Genomic DNA, 25621 nt, shown 5'->3' on the forward strand with positions numbered 1-25621 from the left:
CCACGAGGCGGGCCAACGCGATACCGGCACCGTGAAATGGTTTAACACCTCCAAGGGCTTCGGCTTTATCTCCCGAGACTCCGGCGACGATATCTTCGTCCACTTTCGCGCCATTCGCGGCGAAGGTCATCGCGTACTGGTCGAAGGCCAGCGCGTGGAGTTTTCCGTAATGAACCGCGACAAAGGCCTACAGGCGGAGGACGTTATCGCCGCCTTGCCGCGCCGCTAACCTCCCCAATAAAAAACGCGCGCCCCTGGCAGAGGGGACGCGCGTTTTTTTATGACCGAAATCAGCGCGACACTCAGTAATGAGGCGGCGGCGCATCCTGCTCGAAGGTCTCGAACTGACTGCCCATCTCCTCCTGACGCTTAAGCATCGCCGAAATCTGCAATTGCAGCCGGTCCAGAGCTCGCTGCTGGCTGACCAGCACATCATTGAGCGCCTGAATCGTGTCGTCCTGGAAAGCCAGACGGCTTTCCAATTCGGTAACCCGTGCTTCGAGATCCATGCTCATCACTCCTCGAAACGAAAACTGTCGCCCAGCGCAGTTCGCAAGCGCTTACGCAGACTCGCAATCTGCTCGGCAGTATAGGGCCTGGCAGGGTGCTTGCCCCAGACCGGTGCAGGCCAGGCGCAGTCATCGCGATGACGAACGATGACATGCATATGCAATTGACTGACAACGTTACCCAACGCCGCCACATTCATTTTGTCGGCCTGGAACAGCTCTTTGAGCGTGCCAGCCAGGTCACTGGTTTCCTGCCACAACTGCAATTGATCCTGAGCACTCAGCTCGAATACTTCACTGATAGAGTCCCGACGCGGCACCAGGATGAACCATGGGTAGTTCGAGTCATTGGATAACAATAAGCGGCACAGGGCGAAGTCCCCGATAGGCAAAGTGTCTTGTTGCAACCGCGAATCCAGAACAAACACGTATGACTCCTGATCATGGGGTTAGGATTTAAATTGTAGGACAAGGGCAAGTAACAGTCGCCCTTTAATACCGGGCAGGATACTCGGGATTAGCGGGTTTCACAGCCTGATCCAGACAAACCTGGGCCTGGTGCGGTCGTGACCCCATGCCGCACCAATCCGGCACGAAAAAAGCCGAAGCGCACCACTTGGAGTCACAAACAGTCACCCTTTCGACTGACTGAATTGTTACACCTCTTGGTCAGATAATGCCCCTAATCGTCGGAAAAGGGCGAAAACCTGACTCGCGTGTCATGAATCTGGAACAAAGCAGGTGTTTTCTTCTATGAAGGGTAAATCCCGGGTTCCAACATCAGGCGGCAGTGCGCGGCAACGCACCAAAACGACTCACTCGGCAGCACTAGGCAACGTCACTTATCCGTCATTTACTCAATCGGACCGGTAGCAGGTAACACCTTCAGCGCTGGGGCATCAAAAAAACGATCCAGCAAGCCGGAATTATGGTTTTTTGTTAAAAAATAAAAACCTTACAAAACATGAAGATACAGACCAATCAGAAAGTGAAGCCGAGTTTTTTCACAAATTTTTTCCATCAGACGGAACTTTGAGCACGGTTGTTGCTTTATCACTCACAAGGCTCGCAGCGCTCCTTGCGGAAGGAGCATCCGGTCTCTGTAACAGGAGACGGTATGCCGGGACCGTTTGCAGTTGTACGGCGCCACAAATTGATAATGGATGCTATGCAATTGCGACATGGACAGAGCGGATTTGCGACACCGCCGTAAAGATTTTGCAAGGATAGGTTGGTAACTATCGCCACCATGGTCAGCGTGATATAAGTTTCGCCGACACAAAAAAGAAAGAGCTGTCCCAGATAAAAAAACAGGTGGGATGGCGGTAACTCTTCTTAAAAACCAAAGGAGCAAATCACGATGAGAGTGATGAAGTGGAGCGCAATCGCCCTGGCAGTAACAGCTGCTACGGCCGGCACCCAACTGGCAACGGCAGCAGCCTTCGTCAGCGACCAGTCCGAAGCCAAAGGTTTCATTGAAGGCAGCAGCCTGAACCTGAAAGCCCGTAACTACTACTACAACCGTGACAAGAAAAACGGCGCAGTAGACGACAAAGACTGGACTCAAGGCTTCTGGGGCAATTTCAGCTCCGGTTACACCCAAGGCACCGTTGGTGTTGGTGTTGAAGCGTTCGGCTATTTCGCAATTAAACTTGACGGCTCCGACAAGTACTCCGGTTCCGGTAACCTGAGCACCGACAGCCGCGGTCGCAACGAAGACAGCTTCGGCAAAGCCGGTGGCAACGTTAAGTTCCGCATCTCGAAAACCGAGCTGAAAATCGGTGACATGCAGCCTACCAGCCCAGTCTTCGCAGTTGGCGGTTCCCGCATTCTGCCTCAGACCGCCAGCGGTATCAGCCTGCAGACCAGCGAACTGAAAGGCCTCGATGCTGAAGCCGGTCACTTCTACTCGGGTACCAGCCAGGACGAAACCAACCGTAACGGCACCATCTGGGCAACCTACGCTGGCGTAACCGCCAAGTCGGCTGACTACGCTGGTGGCAAATACGCCATCACCGACAACCTGGGTGTTGCGTTCTACGGCGCCAAGCTGGAAGACGTCTGGAACCAGTACTACGGTAACGTGAACTACGCACTGCCGCTGACTGGCGACCAGTCCCTGGCGTTCGACTTCAACATCTATCGCACAGATGACACCGGTAGCGCCAAGGCCGGTACCATCAACAACACCGCCTACTCGGGTTCGGTAGCCTACTCGTTCCTGGCAGCGCACACCCTGACCCTGGCATTCCAGAAGGTCAACGGTGACACGCCATTCGACTACATCGGTATCGGCGACAACAACCGCGGTGGCGACTCGATCTTCCTGGCCAACTCCATCCAGTACTCCGACTTCAACGGTCCTGGCGAAAGATCGTGGCAGGCTCGCTACGACCTGAGCATGGCTCCGTACGGCGTGCCTGGCCTGAGCTTCATGACCCGCTACATCAGCGGTACTGATATCGACGGCACCCACACCCCAAGCAACAGCACCTACGCTGGCCTGTACGGCAAAGACGGTAGCCACCACGAGACCAACCTGGAAGCCAAATACGTGCTCCAGAGCGGCCCGGCTAAAGACCTGTCCTTCCGCATCCGTCAAGCCTGGCACCGCGCTAACACCGATCAGGGTGAAGGCGACGTTAACGAGTTCCGTCTGATCGTCGACTACCCGATCTCGATCTTGTAATCGCTGCTCAGTCACTCGTGACACAAGAAGCCCGGCTCATGCCGGGCTTCTTCATTTATGGGGTAAAGCCCTCGACAGAGCCCTTGCCCTGTACGGGGATAAATCATCCCCGTACAATCACCGGTCATTTCTAGTTCAGCAACCGACAACGGCCTACCATGCGTACCAGTCAATATTTGCTCGCCACACAGAAAGAAACGCCTTCCGATGCGGTCGTAGTCAGTCACCAGCTGATGCTGCGTGCCGGCATGATCCGCAAACTCGCTTCCGGCCTCTACACCTGGCTGCCCATGGGCTTGCGTGTATTGCGCAAGGTCGAAGCTGTCGTTCGTGAAGAAATGGACGCTGCTGGGGCACTGGAAGTATTGATGCCGGGTATCCAGCCTGCTGAACTGTGGCAGGAATCGGGACGCTGGGAACAGTACGGCCCTGAACTGATGCGCCTGACCGACCGTCACCAGCGCGACTTCTGCCTGGGCCCGACCCACGAAGAAGTGATCACCGACCTGGCTCGTAACGAGTTGAACAGCTACAAACAGCTGCCAATCAACCTGTATCAGATCCAGACCAAATTCCGCGACGAAATCCGCCCGCGTTTCGGCTTGATGCGTGGCCGCGAATTCGTCATGAAGGACGCCTACTCTTTCCACGCCGACCATGCCTCGCTGCAACAGACTTACGATCGCATGCACCTGGCGTACTGCAACGTCTTCAGCCGCCTGGGCCTGAAATTCCGCCCGGTCGAAGCCGATAACGGCTCCATCGGCGGCGCCGGTTCCCATGAGTTCCACGTATTGGCCGAGTCCGGCGAAGACGATATCGTCTTCAGCAATGGCTCCGAGTACGCCGCGAACATCGAGAAAGCCGAAGCCGTGCCACGGGAAACTTCCCGCCCTGCACCGACGCAAGAGCTGACACTGGTCGATACCCCGAACGCCAAGACCATTGCGCAACTGGTCGAAGGCTACAACTTGCCGATCGAAAAGACCGTCAAGACCCTGGTGGTTCATGCTGCCGAAGAAGGCAAGCTGATCGCCCTGATCATCCGTGGCGACCACGAGCTCAACGAGATCAAGGCCGCCAAGCAGGAAGGCGTTGCCAGCCCGCTGGTCATGGCCAGTGAAGCAGAACTGCGCGACGCCATCGGCGCCGGTGCCGGCTCCCTTGGCCCGCTGAACCTGCCACTGCCGTGCATCATCGACCGCTCGGTTGCCTTGATGAGCGATTTTGGAGTCGGCGCCAACATCGATGACAAGCACTACTTCGGCGTCAACTGGGAGCGCGACCTGCCCGTGCCGGTCGTTGCCGACCTGCGCAACGTCGTCTCCGGCGACCCAAGCCCGGACGGCAAAGGCACGCTGGAAATCAAGCGCGGCATCGAAGTCGGTCACATCTTCCAGCTGGGCACCAAGTATAGCGACGCGATGAAGTGCCAGGTATTGGGCGAGAACGGCAAGCCGGTCAACCTGTCCATGGGTTGCTATGGCATTGGCGTTTCCCGCGTCGTTGCCGCAGCCATCGAGCAGAACAGCGATGCCAACGGCATTATCTGGAATGACGCCCTGGCGCCTTTCCATATCGCCCTGGTACCCCTGCGCTACGAGACCGATGCCGTTCGCGAGGCTACCGACAAACTCTACGCCGACCTCAAGGCGGCCGGTTTCGACGTGCTGCTGGATGATCGCGACAAGAAAACCAGCCCGGGCAACAAGTTTGCCGACATGGAGCTGATCGGCATCCCGCACCGCATCGTGGTCAGCGACCGCGGCCTGGCCGAAGGCACCATCGAGTACAAGAGCCGTACCGCGTCCGAAGCTCAGGCTCTGCCTATCGCTGAAGTACTGTCGTTCATCAAGGGTCACATCAAGCGCTGATAGCCTGATGTGAAAGGCCGCCGCAGTCGTCAAATCGAGTGCGGCGGCCAACCTGAACGACACGTTTTATCCGCCTCAAGAGATCTCATGTTCAAGCGAAGCCCCCCCTGCCTCGGTGGCGCGATACTCTGCGGCACTCTGCTCATGAGCGGTTGTGCCAACCAGATGTCACAGCGCAGCGAGCACGAAGAGCGCGTCGAGCGCAAACTCACTGAGCACGTACTGCAAGTGGATATGGGCGAGCCCCAGACCCTCGAGCTGCCGCAACGTCGCGTGCGTATCCATGAGTTCAAGACTTTTGAAGTCAAAGAATTCGATGTAACCCGTCACTATGACCGCTATACCCCCTATCAACCCTGGCGTGAAATCTACGAGATTCCCCTGGGCGCGGTAGCCGTGGTCGCAGGTATCGGCGCCAATATTGCCAATGTAGTTGCCTTCGGCCACCTGCCGGACAGCATGACCAAGGATTGGCTCAGTTACGGTCTGGCCGGCTTGAACCCATTCATGAACGCGCCGTCCCACGGCCGTGCGCAACAAAACCTGGCCGGTATCGATGAAGTACAGCGCGATTCCCGGATCGAAAAGTCCAATCTGCCGTGGAACGAGCGCCCGGTACTGGTCAAGGCCGGTAGCGAAACCCATGAGCTGAGCACGGACCGTAACGGTGTGCTGCGCCTGAACCTGCTGGACAGCCCGTTCGCCGAGCAAGACCTGAGCCGTGTGACGCGCCTGTATGTCAGCGTCGAAGATGATCAGGACAACACCCACGGCGATGCCACTCTGCCCATCAGCAGCACCTTGCGCGGCAAGCTGCTGGAGGCGCATGCCCTGATCTACGACGACCTGGAAGATGACGAAGTCAGTCAGTGGGTGCACCGGGTCAAACGCCTTTCCGAGTTGGGGCTGGAAGAACAGGCCAGCGAATTGGAACAAAGCCTGATCGACATGACCCGCAACGATCCGCAGTTGCAGCATGAGCTGATCAAGTCCCTGGCCAGGGATGCAGGGCGGTTGGTGGCGTTGCCGAATTGACCTGGTGGGCGCAAACGGGTTGCGCTTGCTGCAAATGCGCAATTGTCTGAATTGGAATGATCCCGGTGGGACCGGCTTCAGCCGGGAAGGGGGCGGTACGTCCGCTACATTTGTATGATTCGAAATGACGCCTTCCCGGCTAAAGCCGGTCCCACAACCGCGCAGCCGTCTCTAACGGGTAAACAACTCCAGCTGTTCATGAGCGGCACGCAAATCGTGCAGGCGCACGCCAATCCCCAACAGCCGTACCGGCTTGCCGCCCCGGGCAAAGGCTTGGCTGAGCAAGTGCTCATAACTGCCCAGGTGCCGCCCTGCTCCCGACTGCTCAAGGGTGGTCTGGGTAAAATCGTGGAATTTCACTTTAACGAAGGGTTTACCCGGTCGGTAATGATCTGCGATGCGCTCCATGCGCACCTCGAGGGTTTCCAACAGGGCTGGGAGTTTTTCCAGACAACTCGCCAGATCAGGTAAATCCGTGTCGTAGGTATTTTCCACGCTCACGGACTGACGGCGACTGTCGTTCTGCACCGGCCGCTCATCGATCCCACGTGCCAACCCCCACAACCTTTCACCAAAACTGCCAAATTCCCGCACCAGCGCCAGCTTGCTCCAGCCGCGCAAGTCCGTGCAGCTGATAATGCCCAGGCGTCCGAGCTTGTCGGCGGTGACCTTGCCAACGCCGTGCAGCTTGCTCACCGGCAATTGGGCAACGAAATCCTCGACCTGATCAGGGGTAATGACAAACAGGCCGTTGGGTTTTTTCCAGTCACTGGCGATCTTGGCCAGAAACTTGTTGGGCGCGACCCCGGCCGACACGGTGATATGCAACTGGTTGGAGACCCGCCGACGAATATCCTGGGCAATGCGCGTCGCACTGCCGGAGAAATGACTGGCATCAGACACATCCAGATAAGCCTCATCCAGGGACAAGGGCTCGATCAGGTCGGTGTAGTCACGAAAGATCGTCTGGATTTCCCTGGATGCTTCTTTATAGGCATCCATACGCGGCTTGACGATGGTCAGGTCAGGACACAGCTTCAAGGCGTGCCGGGATGACATGGCCGAGCGCACGCCATAGGCCCGTGCTTCGTAGTTGCAGGTCGCAATGACGCCCCGGCGGTCCGCCGAGCCGCCCACGGCCAGTGGCTTGGCCGCCAGACTCGGGTCGTCGCGCATCTCGATGGCTGCATAGAAGCAGTCACAGTCGACATGAATGATTTTACGCTGCGTCATCGAGGCCATGAGTATGAGGGGAATGGTCGCCAGTATCTCATTCACATGGAAATGTGCCACTTATCGCCGATCGACAACCCGCCGAGCAGCACTGAAAAAAACGCTATGACGCCCGCCCGGCAAGCCCTCACAGCGTTTACGGGCTTTTTTCTGGAGAGCTAAGCACTTGAAGAAAAAGCCTTTTTTCGAAATAAGCATTGACAGCCCAGCGTTCCTCTGTAGAATGCCGCCACACAGACGCGGGATGGAGCAGTCTGGTAGCTCGTCGGGCTCATAACCCGAAGGTCGTCGGTTCAAATCCGGCTCCCGCAACCAAACATCAAAAAAGGCTACTCGAAAGAGTGGCCTTTTTTGTTTTCGCGCAGAATCCTCATCGCGCAGAGGCATGTGGGAGCGAATTCATTCGCGAAAGCGGCGCTCCAGACGATGAATACCCATTGAATGTACCGGCCTCTTCGCGAATGAATTCGCTCCCACAATCGCTCCCTTAGCGAATTAGCTGCTGCAAAAAGATCTTTGCAAACCGCCACTTAGCCAATGAGAACGATTCACCCGCTAATTTGCAGGCTTTTTGCATTAACGGTTGACAGCTCGCCGTTCGGCTGTAGAATGCCGCCACACAGACGCGGGATGGAGCAGTCTGGTAGCTCGTCGGGCTCATAACCCGAAGGTCGTCGGTTCAAATCCGGCTCCCGCAACCAAACATAAAGAAAGGCTACTCGAAAGAGTGGCTTTTTTTTTGCCCGATCGAAAGGTGGCTGAACAGCAGCGCTAAATGCTTGTCAGAGAAGGCACTTTGGCAAACCCTGTGAAACCTGAACGCCATGCTTGTATCGTAATATTTCCAAGGGCGACAGTTTTTGCACATCCTGCCGATAATTTTTTTACCAGCAGTCACGATACTGCTCGAACGTGAAAACGTATCCGCTCCATTCGCTCGTTAGACGTTGACGCGCTAACATCTCGAAATATTCTTTGCGTAGGGATTGGTAAGTTGGCTGTATACCTCCATCCTGTCGCGCACGATCCAAGGAGTGATTGATGCGCGATAACCCGTCAGATTTCAATGAAGAAGCAGTAGCGGCGAACCCACCGATTACGTCTCCCCGTCTGCACTGGCTCGATCTATTGAGCAAGTATCGCCAACCCATCGGGCTGGGCGTCACGCTCCTGCTGTTCGCCATCGCTCTGATCGCCTGTCGGCACATGCTGATCGAAATGGACCTCGACGCCCTGCACGACTCGCTGTTGAGCGTCCCCCTGCCCTCTTTGGGCGGCGCCGTGCTCGCCACCGTGGTCGGCTTCGTCATCCTGCTGGGTTATGAACTCTCGGCCAGTCGTTACGCCAATGTGCAGTTACCGGCCAAAACCCTGGTGTTGGGCGGCTTCACCGCTTTTGCCATCGGTAACGCCGTCGGCCTGTCGATGCTCTCGGGCGGTTCGGTACGCTATCGGTTGTACTCACGGCACGGCCTGGGCGCCATAGAAGTCGCCCGCATGACTCTGTTCGCCAGCCTGTCCCTGGGCAGTGCGCTGCCGCCCCTGGCCGCCCTGGCCATGCTCGCCGACCTGTCCGACGCCTCCTTGGCGCTGCATCTGCCGGTCGACGTGCTTGCTGCCATCGCTATCGCGGTCCTGCTGCTGGGCACGCTGGCGGCGGTCATGCTTTATCGTCGGCGCCTGCCTGAGCAGACTATCCCTCACAACCTGCTGGTGCGGATCGGTCGTCGTACCCTGCGTCTGCCGAGCACGCGCCTGACCCTGATGCAGTTGGTCATCACGGCTCTGGATGTTGCCGCAGCCGCCACCGTGCTGTATCTGCTGTTGCCACAGTCGCCGCCGTTCGCCGCGTTCCTGCTGGTCTACCTGCTGGCTCTGGCTGCTGGTGTACTGAGCCATGTGCCCGGTGGTGTGGGGGTGTTCGAGGCCATTCTGCTGGCCGCCTTCGCCAACGAACTCGGTGCCGCGCCTCTGGCCGCAGCGCTGCTGCTCTATCGCCTGATTTACGTGGTGCTGCCGCTGCTGGTGGCGTGTCTGGTCCTGCTGTTCAACGAAGCTCAGCGCTTGCTGCCGACCCGTCAGGCGATGCGCGTGGCGTCCGGTCTGGCGGCGCCGATCCTGGCCCTGCTGGTATTCCTTTCCGGCGTTGTGTTGCTGTTCTCAGGCTCCACGCCGGAAATCGACACGCGCCTTGAATACGTCGGCTTCATGATTCCGCACCGCCTGATCGATGCCTCGCACTTTGTCGCCAGCCTGGTTGGCGTGCTCTGTCTGCTGCTGGCCCAGGGCCTGCGTCGGCGCCTGTCAGCGGCCTGGATGCTGACCCTCGGTCTGCTCGTTGCCGGCGCCGTACTGTCAATGCTCAAGGGCTTCGACTGGGAAGAAGCCAGCATGCTGGTGATCACTGCCTGCCTGCTGGCCGTATTCCGCCGCTCGTTCTATCGCCCCAGCCGCCTGCTTGAACTGCCTTTCTCCGGCCTGTACCTGATGGCCAGCGTCTGCGTGGTCGGTGCATCCATCTGGCTGCTGCTGTTCGCCTATCAGGACGTCCCCTACAGCCATCAGCTGTGGTGGCAGTTCACGCTCGATGCTGACGCCCCGAGAGCCCTGCGCTCGGCGCTGGGCAGTGCGGTGTTGCTGGTGATTGTGTCCCTGACCTGGCTGCTGCGTACCGCGCGCCCGGTGATCAAGCTGCCTGACGCCGCCGAACTGGCCAAGGCCGCCGAGATCGTCAAGGCCTCGGCCCAGCCTGATGGTGGCCTGGCCCTGACCGGTGACAAGGCGATCCTGCTGCACCCCAGCGGTAATGCCTTTTTAATGTACTCGCACCGTGGCCGCAGTCTGGTGGCTCTGTACGATCCTATTGGCCCGACCCAACAGCGCGCCGAACTGATCTGGCAGTTCCGCGATCTGTGCGACGTGCACCATGCCCGCCCGGTGTTCTATCAGGTTCGCGCGGAAAATCTGCCGTTCTACATGGACATCGGCCTGACCGCGATCAAGCTCGGCGAAGAGGCGCGGGTTGACCTGCTTCGCTTCGATATCGACGCCAAGGGCAAGGAGATGAAGGACCTGCGCTACACCTGGAACCGCGGCGGCCGTGATGGCCTGTCCCTGGAAATCCATGAACCGGGCCAGGCACCGCTGGAAGAACTGAAGATCATTTCCGATGCCTGGCTCACCGGCAAGAACGTACGCGAGAAAGGCTTCTCCCTAGGCCGTTTCAGCCCCGAGTACCTGCAATATTTCCGCGTGGCGATCATTCGTTTCGAAGGCAAGCCTGTGGCCTTCGCCAACCTGCTGGAGACCTCGCGCAAGGATCTGGCCAGCCTCGACCTGATGCGTGCGCATCCCGAGGCGCCGAAGCTGACCATGGAATTCATGATGGTCGGCCTGATATTGCACTACAAACAAAACGGTTATGGACGCTTCAGCTTGGGCATGGTGCCCTTATCCGGCTTGCAGCCACGACGTGGTGCGCCCCTGACTCAGCGTCTCGGCTCAATGGTCTTCCGCCGTGGCGAACAGCTGTACAACTTCCAGGGGCTGCGCCGCTTCAAAGACAAATTCCAGCCTGACTGGGAACCTCGTTATATGGCCGTGCCGGCAGGACTCGATCCTCTCGTGGCACTGGCTGACACCGCCGCCCTGATTGCGGGCGGCCTGACTGGATTGGTGAAACGCTGATGATTCAACGCTACTGGCGATTTTTGCTTGCAGCCCTGGTTATTCTCGTAGTGGCACTGGGCTTCTGGCTGTGGAATCGCCCTGCCCCTCCAGCGGTACTGACACGCACCACCCTCTCCGATGGTTCGGCCCTGACGACCGCCACACCTGCGACCCGGGTCAAGACTCAGGTCGCCCTGGCTGTGACCACTGACGACTTTCTCTCGGACAAACAACTGCAGGCACTGAGCAAGGACGCCTCGGCGCAGATCATTCAGGTGATCCTGCCCAAGGACAACTGCGTCCTGCAGCAAAAGACCTTCCAGGAAGCCCTCACGCAGATGCAGGGCGCACCCGACGTGGTTGCCGGCATAGGCCCGGGCGCTACCCTGGCGTGGCGCTGGCTGGCCTCCCAGAACAACGATAAGGCCGAGGCCATCTCGGTCGGCTTCGTCGTCGAGGTGCCTTCAACAGAGCCAGTCAAGCCGCTGGAGCCCGATGAAATTCCACCGGTCATCTGCGACACACCCTTGCCGCAAAAGGCGCCTCACGGTCACTGGATGGTGGCCTGGAACGATCAGCCCGATGATGTCCCGGCCGCATTCGTTCGCGACCAACCCAATGCCGACACCAGTATCAGCGACTACGACATCAAACTGCCGCAAGTGCTGAACACCGAACTGCGCCACAAGCTGGTCGGCGAGAACGACAGCGGCGGCCTGGGCGTCCCTACCGTGGAAGTGCCGGCCGCTGCAGGCCCGAACTCCGACACCGTGACCCTGTTCATGTCCGGCGATGGCGGCTGGCGCGACCTGGACAAAGTGGTCGCCGGGGATATGGCCGGCATGGGCTATCCCGTAGTCGGCATCGACACCCTGCGCTATTACTGGGAACACAAGACCCCGGAACAGACCGCTGCGGACCTGACTGAAGTGATGGCCCACTATCGGCAAAAGTGGGGCGCCAAGCGCTTTATCCTCGCCGGCTACTCCTTCGGCGCAGATGTGATGCCGGCGATCTACAACCGCCTGCCTGCCGACGACCAGAACCGTATCGCCGGCATTATCCTGCTGGCCTTCGCCCGTACCGGCAGCTTCGAGATCCACGTCGGTGGCTGGCTGGGCAGTGCAGGCAAGGAAGCCACTACCGGCGAGGAAATGGCCAAACTGCCTGGCGACAAGGTGCTGTGCGTCTACGGCATCGAGGAGAAGGATGAAAGCGGCTGCACCGACAAGACAGCAGTGGGCGAGAAGCTGCAACTGCCCGGCGGCCACCACTTCGACGAGAACTACCCGGCTCTGGCCAAGCGCCTGATCGCCGTGATCAACAAGTGGCAGGCAAAGGCGGCGGCACCCGCACCGGCGGAAACCCCGGCAGCGGAGTAGCGGAGCCGACCTGTGGGAGCGAATTCATTCGCGCAAGCGATAGTGAATTCACTGGCCTCTTCGCGAATGAAGTCGCTCCTACGAGGTTCGCTCCTACGAGGTTCGCTCTAACAAAAAGCCCCCGCAGCTTCACAGCTACGGGGGCTTTTTATTGACTCCGCAGCTACATCTCGACCTGCGTACCCAGTTCGATCACCCGGTTGTACGGCAGCTTGAAGAAGCGCAGATTGCCGTTGGCGTTCTTGAGCATGAAGGCGAACAGTCCTTCACGCCAACGCGCCATGCCTACCAGCTTGGACGAGACGATGGTCTCGCGGCTGAGGAAGTAGGTGGTACGCATCGGACTGAAATCCAGCTCATCCAGATGGCACAGCTTCAACGCGGCCGGCACGTCCGGCTCGTCGATAAAGCCGAAGTGCAGGATCACCCTGTAGAAACCTTCGCCGTAGGCCTCGACCTCGAAACGCCGCTGCGCCGGCACCCGTGGCGAGTCTTCATAAACCACCGTCAACAGCACCACCTGCTCGTGCAACACCTGGTTATGCAGCATGTTGTGCAACAGTGCATGGGGCACGGCGTCGGAGCGGGCCGTCAGGAAGACTGCAGTCCCTTGGGCGCGGAATGGCGGCTGCACGCGAATACTGCTGATGAAAATCGGCAGGGGCAGGCCGCCTTCGGAGATCCGCTCGCTCAGCAACTGCTTGCCGCGCTTCCAGGTGGTCATCAGGACAAACAGCACGATACCGGCGAGCACCGGGAACGCCCCGCCCTGCACCACTTTTGGCACGTTGGCGGCGAAGAACAGGCCATCCACCAACAGGCAGCCCAGCAACACCGGCACCGCCAGTATCGGCGGCCATTTCCACAGCATCAACATCACCGACGACACCAGAATGGTCGTGCAGAGCATTGTCCCGGTCACCGCCACGCCATAAGCCGAGGCCAATGCGCCCGACGACTCGAAACCCAGCACCAGCAGGATCACGCCAACCATCAGCGACCAGTTCACTGCACCTATGTAGATCTGGCCCTGAGCGTCACTGGAGGTGTGCTGGATGTACATGCGCGGGATATAACCCAACTGGATCGCCTGCAGGGTCATGGAGAACGCGCCGGAGATCACCGCCTGAGAGGCAATGATGGTCGCCAGGGTCGACAGGCCGATCAGCGGCAACAGCGCCCAGCTCGGCGCCAGCAGATAGAACGGGTTGCGGATCGCTTCCGGGTCCTGCAATACCAGGGCGCCCTGACCGAAGTAGTTCAAGACCAGTGCAGGCAGCACCAGGATGAACCAGGCACGGGAAATCGGCCGGCGACCGAAGTGGCCCATGTCGGCATACAGCGCTTCGGCACCGGTCAACGCCAGGACCACAGCGCCGAGAATTGCCACGCCGATGCCCGGATGCTCGACAAAGAAGCGAAAGGCCCAGAGTGGATTGACCGCATGGATCACTTCAGGCTGCTGGCTTATGCCCCACACGCCCAGAGCGCCAAGGACCAGAAACCAGGTGACCATGATCGGGCCGAACAGCACGCCAATGCGCGCCGTACCGTGGCGCTGGATCAGGAACAGCCCGACCAGCACGACCAGAGAAATCGGCACGACCCAATGCTCAAGACCATCAAAGGCCAGCTCCATACCCTCGACCGCCGACAACACCGAAATGGCCGGGGTGATCATGCTGTCGCCGTAGAACAACGCCGCACCGAACAACCCGAACACCACCATGGTGGCCTGCAATTTCGGATATTTCGCCGACGCCCGCCGCGCCAGCGCCGTCAGCGCCATGATCCCGCCCTCGCCCTGGTTATCAGCGCGCAGGACAAAAGCCATGTACTTGAAGGAAACCACCCAGATCAGCGACCAGAAAATCAGCGACAGGATGCCCAGAACTCCATCGTGACTGACACTGACGCCGTAACCGCCGTTGAACACTTCCTTTAGGGTATACAGGGGGCTGGTGCCGATATCGCCGTAAACCACCCCCACCGCCGCGATCAGCAAACTCAATGGTTTTGCCGAATGATGTCCGGTCTCAGCCTGACTACTTGCTTGACTCATTTACCACTCCTGAAACCAAGACTCGAACTCCAAGACATGAAACGCCGCCTTGTGAGCTGCGCAACGCTGCAATCATCGCCGTTAACGCTCTGTTTTTTTGTGACACGACGTAACGCCGCGAAGCATAGCGCAGCACTCGTCGTAATTCTCTGCATAACGCTGGTCAATCGACAGACTCGTCGCTAGAATTGCGCACTTTTTGATCAGAGGCGCGCCAAGCGCCCAGCCAGTGCCCCCGGCCACCTGCCCAGGCACTAACTATCGCCGAGGTTCGCCATGTCCACCGTCACCACGCCATCCGCCCCCAAGGTCGGGTTCGTTTCACTCGGATGTCCAAACGATGGCACATATATACTTCTTGCCAGAACGTAATCCGGGCCAAAAAAAACCCGCCAAATGGCGGGTTCTCGATATGCTTGCAGCTTAGGCAAATACAACTTCAACGCGCCCTTCACGGCGGGAACGGGGCGCGGTTTTAACGACGATCTGCACATCACGTCCAAGACGTGACAGGCAGTCAATCATTTTGGCCTCGCTGATCCCTCGGAACTTACCCCGTAACATTTCGGAAACTTTGGGCTGAGGCATAGCCAGAATTTCAGCTGCTTGAATTTGTGTCAGATGGCGAGCCTTTATGATGCCGCCGATCTTTGTAGCCAACTGAGCTTTGACCAGCATTTCTTTGGCGTCAGAGCGCCCGATGTCGGCATAGACACTTCCACTACTTTCTTCGATCTCAATCATTTTTTTAATCCTTTTGCGTGTGCTTCGGCGTCTTTCAATCGTGATTTGATCAAGTCAATATCATGCTGCGGAGTCTCTATGCCTTTAGTCGATTTCTTCTGGAAGCTATGCAGGGCATAGACCGCCGCTCCAAACTTTACGGTGTAGACAGCTCGATAGGTATCGCCATCGTGGTCCTCGACCACCTCAAGCACCCCAGCGCCCCAGCGCCCGAAAAACCCTTCATCGGCTTAGCTTGTGGATGCTTGCCGCCTTCCTGAGCGAGATGGAGAGCGAACCCGAATACATCCTGTACTTCATCGGGCATTTCCATGAGGTCCTTCTTGCTACTACCGACCCATCGCAATGGCTTCACTACCGACTCGCTTCCCTGAACATGTGGTGAAAATATATACCTATTTCGGTATAAATTCAAATGTCATATCAATGATCATTCAACGGCGAATCCGGCATCAGCATCAGCTCCCAATCGCCACAATTTGGGTCAAAACAATTGCCCCAGGGACGCAGGCTCCCAGCTTGTGATCACGAGCTCACCACTCGCCTCTGCCGTTCCTCCTCTCGGATTACCAACGCTGTAGCGAATGTTCACTTCGTCGAAATGAAAGCCCTTGAACGCCTCTCTGATGTCCGGGTGGTCGTTGATGCTCACCATTACCTTGCCTTTACACCGTCGCATGAACTCCGCCATGCGCTCGTAGTTTTCAAACGGGAAATCCACCCCATAACCTGCAGTCTCCCAATATGGCGGATCCATGTAGTGGAATGTGTGCGCACGATCGTAGCGTTCAGCACATTCGAGCCAGGGTAGATTCTCGACATAGGTGCCTGAAAGTCGCTGCCATGCGGCTGACAGGTTTTCCTCGATACGCAGCAAATTGATTGCAGGGGCCGTCGTAGCGGTACCGAAGCTCTGCCCGGTGACCTTTCCGGCGAAGGCGTGATGCTGCAGGTAGAAGAACCGGGCAGCTCGCTGGATATCGGTGAGTGTTTCCGGTCGGGTCATCTTCTGCCACTCGAATATCTGCCGTGAGCTCAGCGCCCATTTGAACTGCCGCACGAATTCTTCGAGATGGTTCTGGACAACGCGATAGAGCGTAACTAGGTCGCCGTTAATGTCGTTCAGAACCTCGACGGGCGCGCCCTGCGGGCGGAGGAAATAGAGGGCTGCCCCACCTGCAAAAACTTCGACATAGCACTCATGGGGCGGGAACAAAGGTATCAACCGATCGGCCAAGCGGCGTTTGCCGCCCATCCAGGGAATGATGGGAGAAGACATGAAAATAGGCCTTAATACTGTATGGATAAACAGTTCCCATGATAACCGTTTTTCTTATGATGGCGATGCGCCTTCGTGCAAAGTTCCGAAGTACTGAAAATTGGCTGTAGGCCACAGCCGGTGTGACTTCAGCCGCCACGACCGCAGCCAGCTCTAGCTGGGCCTTGCTCATAAACTCGACCAGGGCTAAGTTTGAAAACACGCTTAAATAGATGTTTTCGAGTTTTTCACCTAATGAATCCGGGGGTATCACCTTTTATGGGGGGCAACCTGGCTGGCACGTCGATGTGCGATCGCGCTGCATTTGTTTGCAAAACCTTGCACAGAATGCAATGGCCGATCGCCTGGGAGAGCCCACGGCCGGCGTGGGCTAGAGCCTTGATAGCACCACCCCCGTGGTTTGCACTAAAAAGGGACACAAAGCCCGTCGGCGAGGGGGGGATAAGTGTTTTTCCCGTTTAGTTTTTATTTCTGACGAGATTTTTTTTCGTCATTTTTTTGGGTCATCTGTCGACTGATCGCTGTAGTCCGTTGACCGTCTGAGCGTTTCCACGTTTACTGTATGTTCATACAGTCATTTTGAAACCAGGTGTGTCATGAGCATTACCATTCTTGGCCCGTTGATGGCCGGGGGCGCTGAACTCCCGCTCTACTCGTTCCAAGTACCTGCCGGCTTCCCTTCGCCAGCAGCCGATCACCTGGAAAAGAAAATCTCGCTCGATGAGCTGTTGGAGATCCGCGCTCCTCACGTCTACCTGGTGAAGATCGAGGGCAACAGCATGCAGGGTGCCGGGATATTCGCGGGTGACCTGGTGATCGTTGACCGTGGCCGGGAAGCTGAGCATGGCGATATCGTGATTGCCGCAATCAACTGCGAGCCAATGTGCAAGCGGCTACACCGTCGCGACGGGCATGTAGTACTGCAGTCTGAGAACCCAGGGTTTCCTCCGATCCACATCATGGAAGGCGACGATCTGTTGGTGTGGGGTGTTGTTCGATACAGCGTGCGTGCCCATGACAAAGCCTGATCAGGTTTTCGCGCTGATCGACTGCAATAGCTTCTACGCGAGCTGTGAGCGCGTGTTCCGGCCGGACCTTGCTAAGACCCCGATTGTGGTGCTGAGCAACAACGACGGCTGCGTCATTGCCCGCAGCTACGATGCAAAGCCCTATGTGAAGATGGGCGCACCGTATTTCCAGATAAAGGACGATCTGAGCCGCCTGGGCATCGTGCCGTTTAGCAGCAACTACGCCTTATATGGCGACATGAGCGAGCGCGTGATGAGCATCATCGAATCTATGGTGCCCGCCGCCGAGGTGTATTCAATCGACGAATCGTTTGCCGATTTGTCGGGCATCCCGGGCAACCTCACCCAGTTCGGTCGCCAGATCCGTAGCACTATCTTCAAGCGTACGGGCATACCGGTAGGTGTGGGGATAGCACCGACAAAGACCTTGGCCAAGCTCGCGAACCACACCGCGAAACGACTGCAGGCGCAGACAGGTGGTGTTGTCGATATCTGTGACGAATTCAAACGGGCTTGGGTATTGCGCAATACCGAGGTCGGTGAGGTATGGGGTATTGGTCGGCGCCTGAACGCGCACCTGGAAGGAATGAAGATCAAGACAGCCATGGACCTGGCCATGGCCGATCCGTCTATGTTGAGGCAGAAATTCAGCATCGTTGTCGAGAAGACCGCCCGGGAGTTGGCCGGAACACCATGCTTGGAACTTGATGACCCGGACCCACCGAAACAGGAAATATGCTGCAGTCGCATGTTCGGTAAGCGGCTGACGGAGATCGAGCCGATCAAGGAAGCGGTGGCCACCTACATGATGCGAGCATCGGAAAAGCTGCGTGCCCAGGGTTCGCTATGCAAAAAGATCCGGGTCAGCATCAGAACAGGCATGTTCAACCCTGAAGAAGCAAAGTATGCGCAAGGCGCCCTGGTGGAGCTGCCCTACCCAACGAACGATGTGCGGCTAATGACGAAGTTCGCCGTGGCCGCCGTGGACCGCATTTTCCGTCCCGGCTTTCGGTACAGCAAAGCAGAGGTGCTGCTGATTGATCTGCGCCAACTTGGGCAGTTCACAGACGATCTGTTTGCTGAACACCAGCCCGCCACCTCGGACCAGGTGATGGGCGTCCTGGATCAGATCAATAACAGATGGGGACGTGGCACGCTGCGCACTGGAGGCGTGCCAGCGGCGCCGGACTGGGGTATGCAGCGCTCATTGATGAGCCAGAGCTACACAACCCGTATAGATCAGCTATGGACCGTAAAATGACTGACGATCCTGGTTGGGCTGCATGGATGGCAGTGCTGTATGACCGGCAACCGCTGCTCAACGCGCCAGGGGCAAGACATAAGCTGCTGATCAAAGAAGCCTACGCCATGGTTAGCGCCGGGACCATTCATCCCGACCTGCTGTGCGATATGCTGGAGATGGCCGATGCAGCCTTGGAATGGGCATTTCAAGAATTGATCGAATGGGAGTCGGACCAACCTGCAGATGCTCATGCCGGGCCACGGGCATCTTTGGGGGCACAACCTTGTTCATCGATAAAATAAATGCTTAGAAATGCTGGCGTGACAAAGCATAATGAAGATCCATCATGGACGAATAATTCGAAGGGATTTCAAATGCTGTACGAGAAAAAAACCGAAAAAGAAAAAAGCGTTTTCGTCCAACCCCTAGTGCTGGTGACACTATTTCTGTCTGTAGGGATAGCATTCGCAGTGCTGGCATCAAGATTCCCTGACAAATTTTGGGAGTTTAGATTGTTTGATATCTTTACGTTGATTGCTCAGACGGCAACAGCAGGGGCGTTTTATATCGGCTTTCGGCAATACGGCGAAAATAAGCTAAAAGATCGGCAGACCGCATTATCAGTTGAGTGTCGCGCATTGGTCACAAGCATGTCAGAGTTGCTGGAGAAAATGCCAGACAGTCCAGCTAGCCCGCATTCTTATACTCGTGACTTCACCAAGCTTTGCAATCAAGCCGGAGATTTTAGAGAGATTTTTTCGGCAATGCGGGAAGATATAATCAAAGGTATAGCCCGTATGCACTGGCAAGATATGTACTTCAACGAATTCAGACCATATGTTCAAGGCCAGGCTTTTTTTACGTTTCTTTCGAATGCCGGAATTGATAAGGATGTTGTTCGTGCACGACTGGCCAGACTCTCAAATCAAATAAATCCAAACATATCTGATGAGGAGCGATCTAGCACTCTAGCTGACTTGGTGATTTCCGATCCTGAGATAGCGGACAAACTTCATACCACAAAGTGGTACTGGCTGGACTCAGTATATGAAGAATTTTTCAACAACAAGAATCTCAATGACTTTTTATACGGCACCAAAAATAGAGCAGATATGTATATAGAAGCCCCGCTATTATATAGTCTTTATAAATTAAGAAAAAAAGTAGTCCTTGGAACAGTAATTACACCTTCGTCATTGCGCTAGCTATATGCTTGGAAAGGTAGAGTGACTGATACCTTATAGATGTAGCGGCATTAGCCAGTGGGAATGTAAGTGGTCTGAGCGGTATCTTCGATGCACACCGCAGCTTTAGGGCTTGGGATGTTTGATGCCGCCGACCCACCCTAACGAGTGGGTAGCCACGTCTAGATCATGACTTTGGTACTTCTCCGAATTGGTTGAGGCGTCACCGAGCTTAAGAAATCACGACTCCGCCATGTTGCGGCTATACTCAATATATTTAGCCAATACATCTCTGGTAAAAAGTAGCATGGCTCGTCTTTGATCTCTATCAGAGCCGACCTCTATCCAATTGCCATGACGGACCGGTGCTGCATATTGGCCCACCATGTTCACGATTGTATCTTTGGTTGTTCCAAGTGCTTTATGCATTGGCCTCCAGTCCGTATCATCAATACCGGTATTCCCTAAAGATTTAGCCAGGCTCTCTAATGCTCTGTAACATAGCATCGGGCCGCCAACGTGGTCTGTTATAGCAGTGGTATAATCGCTGATGGCAAATCGCAAATATATATCTTTTCTTACCAACTCTGTCAGCTCATTAAACTTCTGCGTCAATTGCTCATTTGACTCTTTAAAAGCAACATCAAGATCCTGCACGCCATAAAAGCACGTCTGGTCAGAATCGTTAATTACTTGAGCTATTTCCGTAGAATAACTACACCCGAATAAGAATCCCGCTGCGCTTACAACAGCATGGGCCACATGCTCTATTGAGTGATGAGCAGAATCGACGTCGTTTACGTCGGCGCGATCAATAACAGCGTATATTTGCGAGCAATCGCAGGACACCGATATCATCCTTCCTGGCTCACCCCACGTTACTGTGTTGAAACGTAAACCCGCTCTTTCTGGATATACCCTACCAATCCCCCTAAACCTCATTTCCTAATACTCCGTTATGAAAAATCTGAAGTGTAGTCGCAGGTGAACCACATGCAGATAAAATTTCAGAGTGTGATTTGACTAACCTTTAGTGACATTAACGCAGCTTTGGCCGCATCAGCGGTGAATGCAGCAGCGTTAGCAGGCGGTGAACCAAGCTGAGGATGCACATGCAAAGCGATCTGCGTGTTCATCTGCTCCACCAGGTCGATTAGGTCGCACACGACCTTGAATATATTGACGTTCGCCGACCCTACCCAGCTTTTAGGCGCCTGCAGGCGTTGGCTCTCTTTAGCGATGCTCTCGCGCAGGCCCTGGATCCGCTCGGACATGTCGCCACCCACAGCGGCGTTGTGCTTCTTGCCCACCACCAGGTTGAGATCGCGGCCGGTGGCCTGGTGCATGTCGTCCAGGGCGGCCAGCGTGGCAGTGCCGGCGGAATTCAGCTTGAGCGCGCCCAAGGCGTCGATACGTTTGATGCCGCCGACCTGTTCCGTCGAGTGGGTGGCCACGTCCTGGTCGTGGCTCTGGTACTTCTCCTGGTTGGTGCCGCTATCGACCTGGCGTACCAAGGACTGGTCGCTGATCTTGCCATCGGTGGTACGGGTCCAGTTGCCGGCCGCGTCGACGCGCTGCTGGGCCACGTCGCTGTGCTGCCAGACGTGATCGCCCTTTGGCACCTTGGGCAGGCTCAGGCCGTGCGGCAGGATCGTTTGGATATACGGGCAGTGCGGCAGGCCATAAGCAAAGCACACCACAACCCGGGTTCCTTCGTGCGGGAAGGCGTACATGCCCATTTCGTCACCGCCGGTCGGTACCGGCAACGGCACACCGGGCAGCAGCGGCATACTTGAGTCGGGCATACCGTCCGGGGTCAGCACCTGCAGGTCGACCGCGTAACGCGGCCGGAAGTCATCGCACATGCCCGCGTCCGCCGGCGGATCCGCGACGGCCACCACCTGGGCGAACCTGGGCAGGTGGTATTGGCCGGACAGCTCCGGGAATTGCCGCTCTACGCTGCGTTTTACTGCGTCGTCCATTTGATGGCCATCTGTGTGCCGGCGAGGGCCACGCTGGTGACGCGCTCGCCATTGTTGATTGATGCACCAGGGCGCAACCCGGGAAGCGCAGCAATAACTGCGCTCTGGTTGCCCTGGTAGTCGTTGAAGAGTTCCAGCGGCAGCTGCAGCGCAGATCGGGCGCCAAAGAAGCTATCCGTCCAACTGCCGGCGAACACTTCGCCATTGCCCTGCTGCTGCCAGATGAAGTCGGGAATGCCGTAGACCTTGGCCAGGCTGTCCAGGGCCAGGTATCCGGACGCCAGGCTATAGAAGAAAGGTGCCTTTACCCGGGTGTAGTCCTGGTCGGGCACCTTGAACGACAGGCCGGTCTGGTTGCTGACCTCGGCCAGAACCTGGCGCATGTCGACGTGACGCAGGTTCATCGGCAGCGGGTTGGCCAGGATCCCGGCCAGCTCGCGGCAGGCGACCACCTGTTCCGTGCGGTTGGTGGTGGTGCAGCGCTCGACGTAGCCGAGGAAATGCCGCTGCAGCGTGCTGTCGTTGTAGCCGATGTCCAGGGTAACCAGGCCTTTTACCGCGGCATCGGCCTTAATCGTAAAAACAGCCCGTCCTGGGCTTTTTAGATCGAGGCGCACATCGTCTTTGATCATTGGGTAGACGGTGCCAGCAATAGCCAGTACCTGGTGCAGTTTCATGCTCATTTCTTGTCACCGCCCAGCCAGCCGTCCACCTTCTTGAGCACGTTCTCAAAGCCGGTCAGCTCCGGCTCGCCACCGGTACCCCCGCTTGCCACGCTGTCGCCTGGGGCGGCCTGGCTGTTGGTGCCGTTGGCGGCCCGGCGCTGCTCGGTTTTCTCGGGGTTAGACAGCTTCTCAGCCAGGGTGAACTGGATAATCCACTGCGACAGCGTGTCGTCTTCCCGGGCGCTCACGCTCTCGCTGAACTGCGCCTGGCGCACGCCGAAGGCCTCGGCCGTGTCGCTGACCACCCGATAGGTCTTGCGCTGGCCACCGCTTTCCGTCGCCTCCGCCATGCTCATAAGGCTGGCCAGGTCCGCCGAGTCCTTGTATTTGATTTTCATCGCGACGGTCAGCGTTTTAGGCTTGAAACCCTTATCGGCCGAGTCGGTGGCGCTGGTCTGCCCTGACATGTCGTCGCTTTCAATGCGCAGATTGCCCGTCAGCTTGATGCTGTGGCCACGGATCTGGATTCCGTCCAGGAGCAACGTCATAGGCCCATCATCTCCTTTACAAAGCTCAGCCCCTTGAGCGAGCCCACGAACATGACGCCCGAGGACATGACCCATTCGTGCCCGGGCGTGCTGTCGTCCTCCTCGAGCAGCTGCTTACGCAGCTCGGCGGTGTCGCCCGGCCCGATCATGCGGGCCTGCATGCCGGCGTTGTCCGTACCGCTGTTGAGCACGTCACGCAGCGCGGTGAGCCGATCGGACTGCTCGAGCACTTGCTCGGCCTTGCGCTGGGCCAGTTCGGCCAGGTCGCTGAGCGGTGAGCTGTTGGCGGCGTAGGCCTCCAGGTTGGCCAACTGGGTGTTGAACGCCTGGCTGGCTTCGCGCAGCACGGTGCAGCGCTCCATCGGCGCGGTAAACCAGCGCGGTTGCTCCCCTGCAGCTGGGATCTGCCACTTCTCGGTTTCCAGCTGCACCAGGTTCTGTGCTCGACGCTCGGCGCGCTGCAGGTCGCCGATCGGCATCAGGGCATTGAACTTGCCCAACAGGCTCGACATTCCGTCGTATTGCGTGCCCAGGAACAGGACAACGACCGCGTGCTGATCGTCGCCGTCCGGGCGGTTGGGGTCTGAGCTGTCCTGCAGCTTGTCGGCCAGGCGCTGGACCACGCCCGGCGCCGAAAGCGAGCACTGATATCCGTTGCTCTCGCCAACCCCGGACTGAAACGGTGTCACGGTGATACAGCGCGGGATCTCGCCAAATTGGCCGTCCAAGGCTTCGCGGCCGATCGCCACGGCGCCCTTGGCGATATCGCCGATCAGGCTCAGGTCGGTGGTAACGAGATCTGCAATGCCGCTCAGGCGATCGGCTGTGCTCTGCAGGTCGGCCGCTGCCATGTCCTTGGCCTCGTCCAGCGTGCTCATCCAGCCGGTGGCCTCCTCGGGCCACTGCATGGCGACTGGCATCCAGTTGAGCGGGATCATTGCGGGACACCTGCCAGGATCTGCTGGTGGCGTTCCTCGGTCAGGATCCCCAGCCCCTCCAGGTGAAACAGTACGCTTTCGGTGGACGGTAGCGTCAGATCCACGCCCGTAGAGTCTGGATCCTCGGCAATCGAGAAGAAGTCCTCCACCAGGTCATCAATGGCGCGGGCCTTCTTGATGGCCACGCGCTCGGCGCTGGTGAAAAGCTCTTTGAATTCCAGCCGCGTTACCCGGGTAACGATGGTCGGCACGCTTTGATCGATCCAGGCGCCGTCCTGGTACTGAGGCGTAAAGCCTTCGGTGTAAATCGGCGCTTTCGTGGTTGAATTTTCAATCACGCTGTTGCCCTGATGAAGGCCGTACAGGTAGCCCTTGTCATCAAATAGATAGAGAACCGTCATTATTTGACCCTCAGATATTTGCCAGCCGTGCCGCTCAAGTACATCCAGTTAGAGTCTGTGAGGTTTTCCAACGTGACGTTAAGCACTGTCGATTGGCTTGAGCTGTAGCCAATGATCAAAACCCCATCTTTGTAGCCGATCTGATTAGGCGGGGGCTGGCTCATCAGAGAGGTCTTCTGAATCCATACAAGACCGTCATAGGACACGAGTGTTATAGCGTTCCAGATCGCCACAAAAACTGAATCCCCGAAGGCGACGCAACCGGGCCCAGCTGCAGTCGATGAAACAGGCATGTTTCGAAGTGTCCACGTTTCCAAGTCGGTGGAAGTGGCAATGATCGGGATTGTGATACTGGTACTTTGTTTATATCCGACAGCCACATAGACGCCTTTCCCCTGCGTGACCGACATCCAGTGGCCGGGCGGCATGGCCCGTTGGGTAAACGTGATCCCATCGGCCGAACTCAAGCAGATGGACGAGCCGGACTCAGTGCTGTCAGTCGAAATGACCGCAATACCTTTAGGCCCAGAGGCTACAGAGGTCCAGAGCTTGCTGGGCACCTGTACGGGTTTCCAAACCAAACCATCAACGGACGTCAGTAACGTGGTCTGGGGGCTAGTCGAATACGGGCTGTAGCCGCAAGAAGCGACAAACAATGAAAGCTCTTTCGAGTAGATGAGCGACGACACCAGGTAAGGAAGCTGGAATGTCCTGGCCGTCCAGTTAACACCGTCTTTAGACGTAGCAAAGGACGTCGTCGCAGATCCAGTTTCAGTACCCATTGCGACAAATAAATCAGCCCCGAATGCAACAGTGCGATACGAGAGTAGAATCGGCATCTGCATGAAATACCAAGTTTTGGCATCTTCGCTGAATGCGGCTGTCGTTCCGTTTGATGCTCCCACCGCCACATGCACACCCGCTCCATAAGCAGTAGAGACCCACGCCTGGTTGGCGGGCATCGGCCCTGAGTTAACCGCGTTGATTGCGCCGGCCCTGGGATAGGCGTTGGACATGTCCGGATACAGGGCGCGTGAAATCACGCTGCCGACCAGTTTGAAGTTGGCACCCGAAGTAAATACGTCGGCATATCCGCCAATCGGAACGTTGCCGGCGTTGGTGCTGGACGATGATCTGGTAGTTGCAAAACCCATGG

At 57.3% G+C, this 25621-nt stretch carries 23 protein-coding genes, 2 tRNA genes and 1 pseudogene; 12 read left to right on the forward strand and 14 right to left on the reverse strand.

All coding sequences use genetic code 11. The annotated features are described in order from the left end of the window. Positions 1-31: 31 nt before the first annotated feature. Positions 32-229: a cold shock domain-containing protein gene (locus M2401_RS30650; protein ID WP_238591726.1), complete on the forward strand. Its 198-nt coding sequence runs from the start codon at positions 32-34 to the stop codon at positions 227-229. A gap of 73 nt (positions 230-302) precedes the next feature. On the opposite strand, the gene M2401_RS30655 is transcribed toward M2401_RS30650, so the two are convergent. Together M2401_RS30655 and M2401_RS30660 are read right to left on the reverse strand one after the other, a co-directional pair. Continuing rightward, positions 303-509: a SlyX family protein gene (locus M2401_RS30655; protein WP_259109724.1), complete on the reverse strand. Its 207-nt coding sequence runs from the start codon at positions 507-509 to the stop codon at positions 303-305. A 5-nt stretch (positions 510-514) separates the two neighbouring features. Next, positions 515-937 (reverse strand): HIT domain-containing protein, encoded by a 423-nt coding sequence (locus M2401_RS30660; protein ID WP_259109725.1) that lies wholly within the window; start codon positions 935-937, stop codon positions 515-517. Positions 938-1869: 932 nt separating this feature from the next. Here M2401_RS30660 and M2401_RS30665 point away from each other — a divergent pair. The 3 genes from M2401_RS30665 to M2401_RS30675 all read left to right on the forward strand — a co-directional run bounded on the left by M2401_RS30665 (position 1870) and on the right by M2401_RS30675 (position 6107). After that, the gene (locus tag M2401_RS30665; protein ID WP_259109728.1) at positions 1870-3198 is read left to right on the forward strand and encodes an OprD family porin; all 1329 of its coding nucleotides are present in this window, start codon (positions 1870-1872) and stop codon (positions 3196-3198) included. A 158-nt stretch (positions 3199-3356) separates the two neighbouring features. Next, complete coding sequence (locus tag M2401_RS30670) at positions 3357-5072, forward strand: proline--tRNA ligase (protein WP_259109730.1); 1716 nt, start codon at positions 3357-3359, stop codon at positions 5070-5072. 87 nt (positions 5073-5159) lie between these two features. Next, positions 5160-6107, forward strand: a complete 948-nt coding sequence (locus tag M2401_RS30675) for a hypothetical protein (protein ID WP_259109734.1) — start codon at positions 5160-5162, stop codon at positions 6105-6107. Positions 6108-6278: 171 nt separating this feature from the next. Here M2401_RS30675 and dinB read toward each other — a convergent pair whose 3' ends face one another. Beyond that, positions 6279-7340 (reverse strand): DNA polymerase IV, encoded by a 1062-nt coding sequence (dinB, locus tag M2401_RS30680; RefSeq protein ID WP_259109953.1) that lies wholly within the window; start codon positions 7338-7340, stop codon positions 6279-6281. Positions 7341-7578: 238 nt separating this feature from the next. Here dinB and M2401_RS30685 point away from each other — a divergent pair. From M2401_RS30685 to M2401_RS30700, 4 genes are all read left to right on the forward strand, one after another. Next, positions 7579-7655, forward strand: a tRNA-Met gene (locus M2401_RS30685). Between the two features lie 309 nt (positions 7656-7964). Continuing rightward, positions 7965-8041: transfer RNA gene (locus M2401_RS30690), tRNA-Met, on the forward strand. Between the two features lie 340 nt (positions 8042-8381). Continuing rightward, complete coding sequence (gene mprF, locus M2401_RS30695; RefSeq protein ID WP_259109737.1) at positions 8382-11027, forward strand: bifunctional lysylphosphatidylglycerol flippase/synthetase MprF; 2646 nt, start codon at positions 8382-8384, stop codon at positions 11025-11027. After that, positions 11027-12391 carry a virulence factor family protein gene (locus tag M2401_RS30700; RefSeq protein WP_259109739.1) on the forward strand — a complete coding sequence of 455 codons (1365 nt, stop codon included), beginning with the start codon at positions 11027-11029 and terminating at the stop codon, positions 12389-12391. The genes mprF and M2401_RS30700 overlap by 1 nt, the downstream gene beginning before the upstream one ends. A gap of 163 nt (positions 12392-12554) precedes the next feature. Here the strand turns inward: M2401_RS30700 and M2401_RS30705 are convergent, their stop codons facing one another. The 4 genes and pseudogenes from M2401_RS30705 to M2401_RS30720 form a co-directional block, all read right to left on the reverse strand. Beyond that, positions 12555-14453 carry a potassium transporter Kup gene (locus tag M2401_RS30705; protein WP_259109741.1) on the reverse strand — a complete coding sequence of 633 codons (1899 nt, stop codon included), beginning with the start codon at positions 14451-14453 and terminating at the stop codon, positions 12555-12557. Positions 14454-14876: 423 nt separating this feature from the next. Further along, complete coding sequence (locus M2401_RS30710; protein WP_259109743.1) at positions 14877-15197, reverse strand: helix-turn-helix domain-containing protein; 321 nt, start codon at positions 15195-15197, stop codon at positions 14877-14879. After that, positions 15194-15504 (reverse strand): annotated as a pseudogene (locus tag M2401_RS30715) (type II toxin-antitoxin system RelE/ParE family toxin). Before M2401_RS30715 ends, M2401_RS30710 begins: the two are co-directional and overlap by 4 nt. Before the next feature lie 177 nt (positions 15505-15681). Beyond that, positions 15682-16476 carry a DNA adenine methylase gene (locus M2401_RS30720; RefSeq protein WP_259109746.1) on the reverse strand — a complete coding sequence of 265 codons (795 nt, stop codon included), beginning with the start codon at positions 16474-16476 and terminating at the stop codon, positions 15682-15684. 596 nt (positions 16477-17072) lie between these two features. On the opposite strand from M2401_RS30720, the gene M2401_RS30725 reads away from it, so the two are divergent. From M2401_RS30725 to M2401_RS30740, 4 genes are read left to right on the forward strand one after another with little or no spacing between them, the layout of a single operon-like run. Next, complete coding sequence (locus M2401_RS30725) at positions 17073-17504, forward strand: LexA family transcriptional regulator (protein WP_259109748.1); 432 nt, start codon at positions 17073-17075, stop codon at positions 17502-17504. Continuing rightward, positions 17491-18765 carry a translesion error-prone DNA polymerase V subunit UmuC gene (umuC, locus tag M2401_RS30730; RefSeq protein ID WP_259109751.1) on the forward strand — a complete coding sequence of 425 codons (1275 nt, stop codon included), beginning with the start codon at positions 17491-17493 and terminating at the stop codon, positions 18763-18765. The genes M2401_RS30725 and umuC overlap by 14 nt, the downstream gene beginning before the upstream one ends. Then, the gene (locus tag M2401_RS30735) at positions 18762-19049 is read left to right on the forward strand and encodes a hypothetical protein (protein WP_259109752.1); all 288 of its coding nucleotides are present in this window, start codon (positions 18762-18764) and stop codon (positions 19047-19049) included. The genes umuC and M2401_RS30735 overlap by 4 nt, the downstream gene beginning before the upstream one ends. Next, positions 19050-19952 carry a hypothetical protein gene (locus tag M2401_RS30740; protein ID WP_259109755.1) on the forward strand — a complete coding sequence of 301 codons (903 nt, stop codon included), beginning with the start codon at positions 19050-19052 and terminating at the stop codon, positions 19950-19952. Between the two features lie 219 nt (positions 19953-20171). Here M2401_RS30740 and M2401_RS30745 read toward each other — a convergent pair whose 3' ends face one another. The 7 genes from M2401_RS30745 to M2401_RS30775 form a co-directional block, all read right to left on the reverse strand. Then, positions 20172-20780, reverse strand: a complete 609-nt coding sequence (locus M2401_RS30745) for a hypothetical protein (protein ID WP_259109757.1) — start codon at positions 20778-20780, stop codon at positions 20172-20174. Positions 20781-20938: 158 nt separating this feature from the next. Continuing rightward, a complete protein-coding gene (locus M2401_RS30750; RefSeq protein WP_259109759.1) occupies positions 20939-21913 on the reverse strand; it encodes a hypothetical protein in 975 nt (324 codons plus the stop codon). Continuing rightward, positions 21898-22596, reverse strand: a complete 699-nt coding sequence (locus M2401_RS30755; RefSeq protein WP_259109761.1) for a hypothetical protein — start codon at positions 22594-22596, stop codon at positions 21898-21900. Before M2401_RS30755 ends, M2401_RS30750 begins: the two co-directional genes overlap by 16 nt. Then, positions 22593-23126 (reverse strand): DNA-binding protein, encoded by a 534-nt coding sequence (locus tag M2401_RS30760; RefSeq protein WP_259109763.1) that lies wholly within the window; start codon positions 23124-23126, stop codon positions 22593-22595. The genes M2401_RS30755 and M2401_RS30760 overlap by 4 nt, the downstream gene beginning before the upstream one ends. Then, the gene (locus tag M2401_RS30765) at positions 23123-24064 is read right to left on the reverse strand and encodes a hypothetical protein (protein WP_259109765.1); all 942 of its coding nucleotides are present in this window, start codon (positions 24062-24064) and stop codon (positions 23123-23125) included. Before M2401_RS30765 ends, M2401_RS30760 begins: the two co-directional genes overlap by 4 nt. Beyond that, positions 24061-24465 (reverse strand): hypothetical protein, encoded by a 405-nt coding sequence (locus tag M2401_RS30770; RefSeq protein WP_259109767.1) that lies wholly within the window; start codon positions 24463-24465, stop codon positions 24061-24063. The genes M2401_RS30765 and M2401_RS30770 overlap by 4 nt, the downstream gene beginning before the upstream one ends. Beyond that, the gene (locus tag M2401_RS30775; protein WP_259109769.1) at positions 24465-25619 is read right to left on the reverse strand and encodes a hypothetical protein; all 1155 of its coding nucleotides are present in this window, start codon (positions 25617-25619) and stop codon (positions 24465-24467) included. The genes M2401_RS30770 and M2401_RS30775 overlap by 1 nt, the downstream gene beginning before the upstream one ends. Between the last annotated feature and the right edge of the window lie 2 nt (positions 25620-25621).

The sequence above is a fragment of the Pseudomonas sp. JUb42 genome, from assembly GCF_024807945.1.
GTDB lineage: Bacteria > Pseudomonadota > Gammaproteobacteria > Pseudomonadales > Pseudomonadaceae > Aquipseudomonas.

What these genes read in the sequence shown, in the direction of transcription:
- M2401_RS30710 (WP_259109743.1), bottom strand. Translation starts at nt 15,197, where the DNA reads ATGATTGAGATCGAAGAAAGTAGTGGAAGTGTCTATGCCGACATCGGG.
- M2401_RS30760 (WP_259109763.1), bottom strand. Translation starts at nt 23,126, where the DNA reads ATGACGTTGCTCCTGGACGGAATCCAGATCCGTGGCCACAGCATCAAG.
- M2401_RS30655 (WP_259109724.1), bottom strand. Translation starts at nt 509, where the DNA reads ATGGATCTCGAAGCACGGGTTACCGAATTGGAAAGCCGTCTGGCTTTC.
- M2401_RS30720 (WP_259109746.1), bottom strand. Translation starts at nt 16,476, where the DNA reads ATGTCTTCTCCCATCATTCCCTGGATGGGCGGCAAACGCCGCTTGGCC.
- M2401_RS30740 (WP_259109755.1), top strand. Translation starts at nt 19,050, where the DNA reads ATGCTTAGAAATGCTGGCGTGACAAAGCATAATGAAGATCCATCATGG.
- M2401_RS30670 (WP_259109730.1), top strand. Translation starts at nt 3,357, where the DNA reads ATGCGTACCAGTCAATATTTGCTCGCCACACAGAAAGAAACGCCTTCC.
- M2401_RS30675 (WP_259109734.1), top strand. Translation starts at nt 5,160, where the DNA reads ATGTTCAAGCGAAGCCCCCCCTGCCTCGGTGGCGCGATACTCTGCGGC.
- M2401_RS30770 (WP_259109767.1), bottom strand. Translation starts at nt 24,465, where the DNA reads ATGACGGTTCTCTATCTATTTGATGACAAGGGCTACCTGTACGGCCTT.
- M2401_RS30750 (WP_259109759.1), bottom strand. Translation starts at nt 21,913, where the DNA reads ATGGACGACGCAGTAAAACGCAGCGTAGAGCGGCAATTCCCGGAGCTG.
- mprF (WP_259109737.1), top strand. Translation starts at nt 8,382, where the DNA reads ATGCGCGATAACCCGTCAGATTTCAATGAAGAAGCAGTAGCGGCGAAC.
- M2401_RS30700 (WP_259109739.1), top strand. Translation starts at nt 11,027, where the DNA reads ATGATTCAACGCTACTGGCGATTTTTGCTTGCAGCCCTGGTTATTCTC.
- M2401_RS30775 (WP_259109769.1), bottom strand. Translation starts at nt 25,619, where the DNA reads ATGGGTTTTGCAACTACCAGATCATCGTCCAGCACCAACGCCGGCAAC.
- M2401_RS30735 (WP_259109752.1), top strand. Translation starts at nt 18,762, where the DNA reads ATGACTGACGATCCTGGTTGGGCTGCATGGATGGCAGTGCTGTATGAC.
- M2401_RS30765 (WP_259109765.1), bottom strand. Translation starts at nt 24,064, where the DNA reads ATGATCCCGCTCAACTGGATGCCAGTCGCCATGCAGTGGCCCGAGGAG.
- M2401_RS30665 (WP_259109728.1), top strand. Translation starts at nt 1,870, where the DNA reads ATGAGAGTGATGAAGTGGAGCGCAATCGCCCTGGCAGTAACAGCTGCT.
- M2401_RS30725 (WP_259109748.1), top strand. Translation starts at nt 17,073, where the DNA reads ATGAGCATTACCATTCTTGGCCCGTTGATGGCCGGGGGCGCTGAACTC.
- M2401_RS30755 (WP_259109761.1), bottom strand. Translation starts at nt 22,596, where the DNA reads ATGAGCATGAAACTGCACCAGGTACTGGCTATTGCTGGCACCGTCTAC.
- umuC (WP_259109751.1), top strand. Translation starts at nt 17,491, where the DNA reads ATGACAAAGCCTGATCAGGTTTTCGCGCTGATCGACTGCAATAGCTTC.
- dinB (WP_259109953.1), bottom strand. Translation starts at nt 7,340, where the DNA reads ATGACGCAGCGTAAAATCATTCATGTCGACTGTGACTGCTTCTATGCA.
- M2401_RS30705 (WP_259109741.1), bottom strand. Translation starts at nt 14,453, where the DNA reads ATGAGTCAAGCAAGTAGTCAGGCTGAGACCGGACATCATTCGGCAAAA.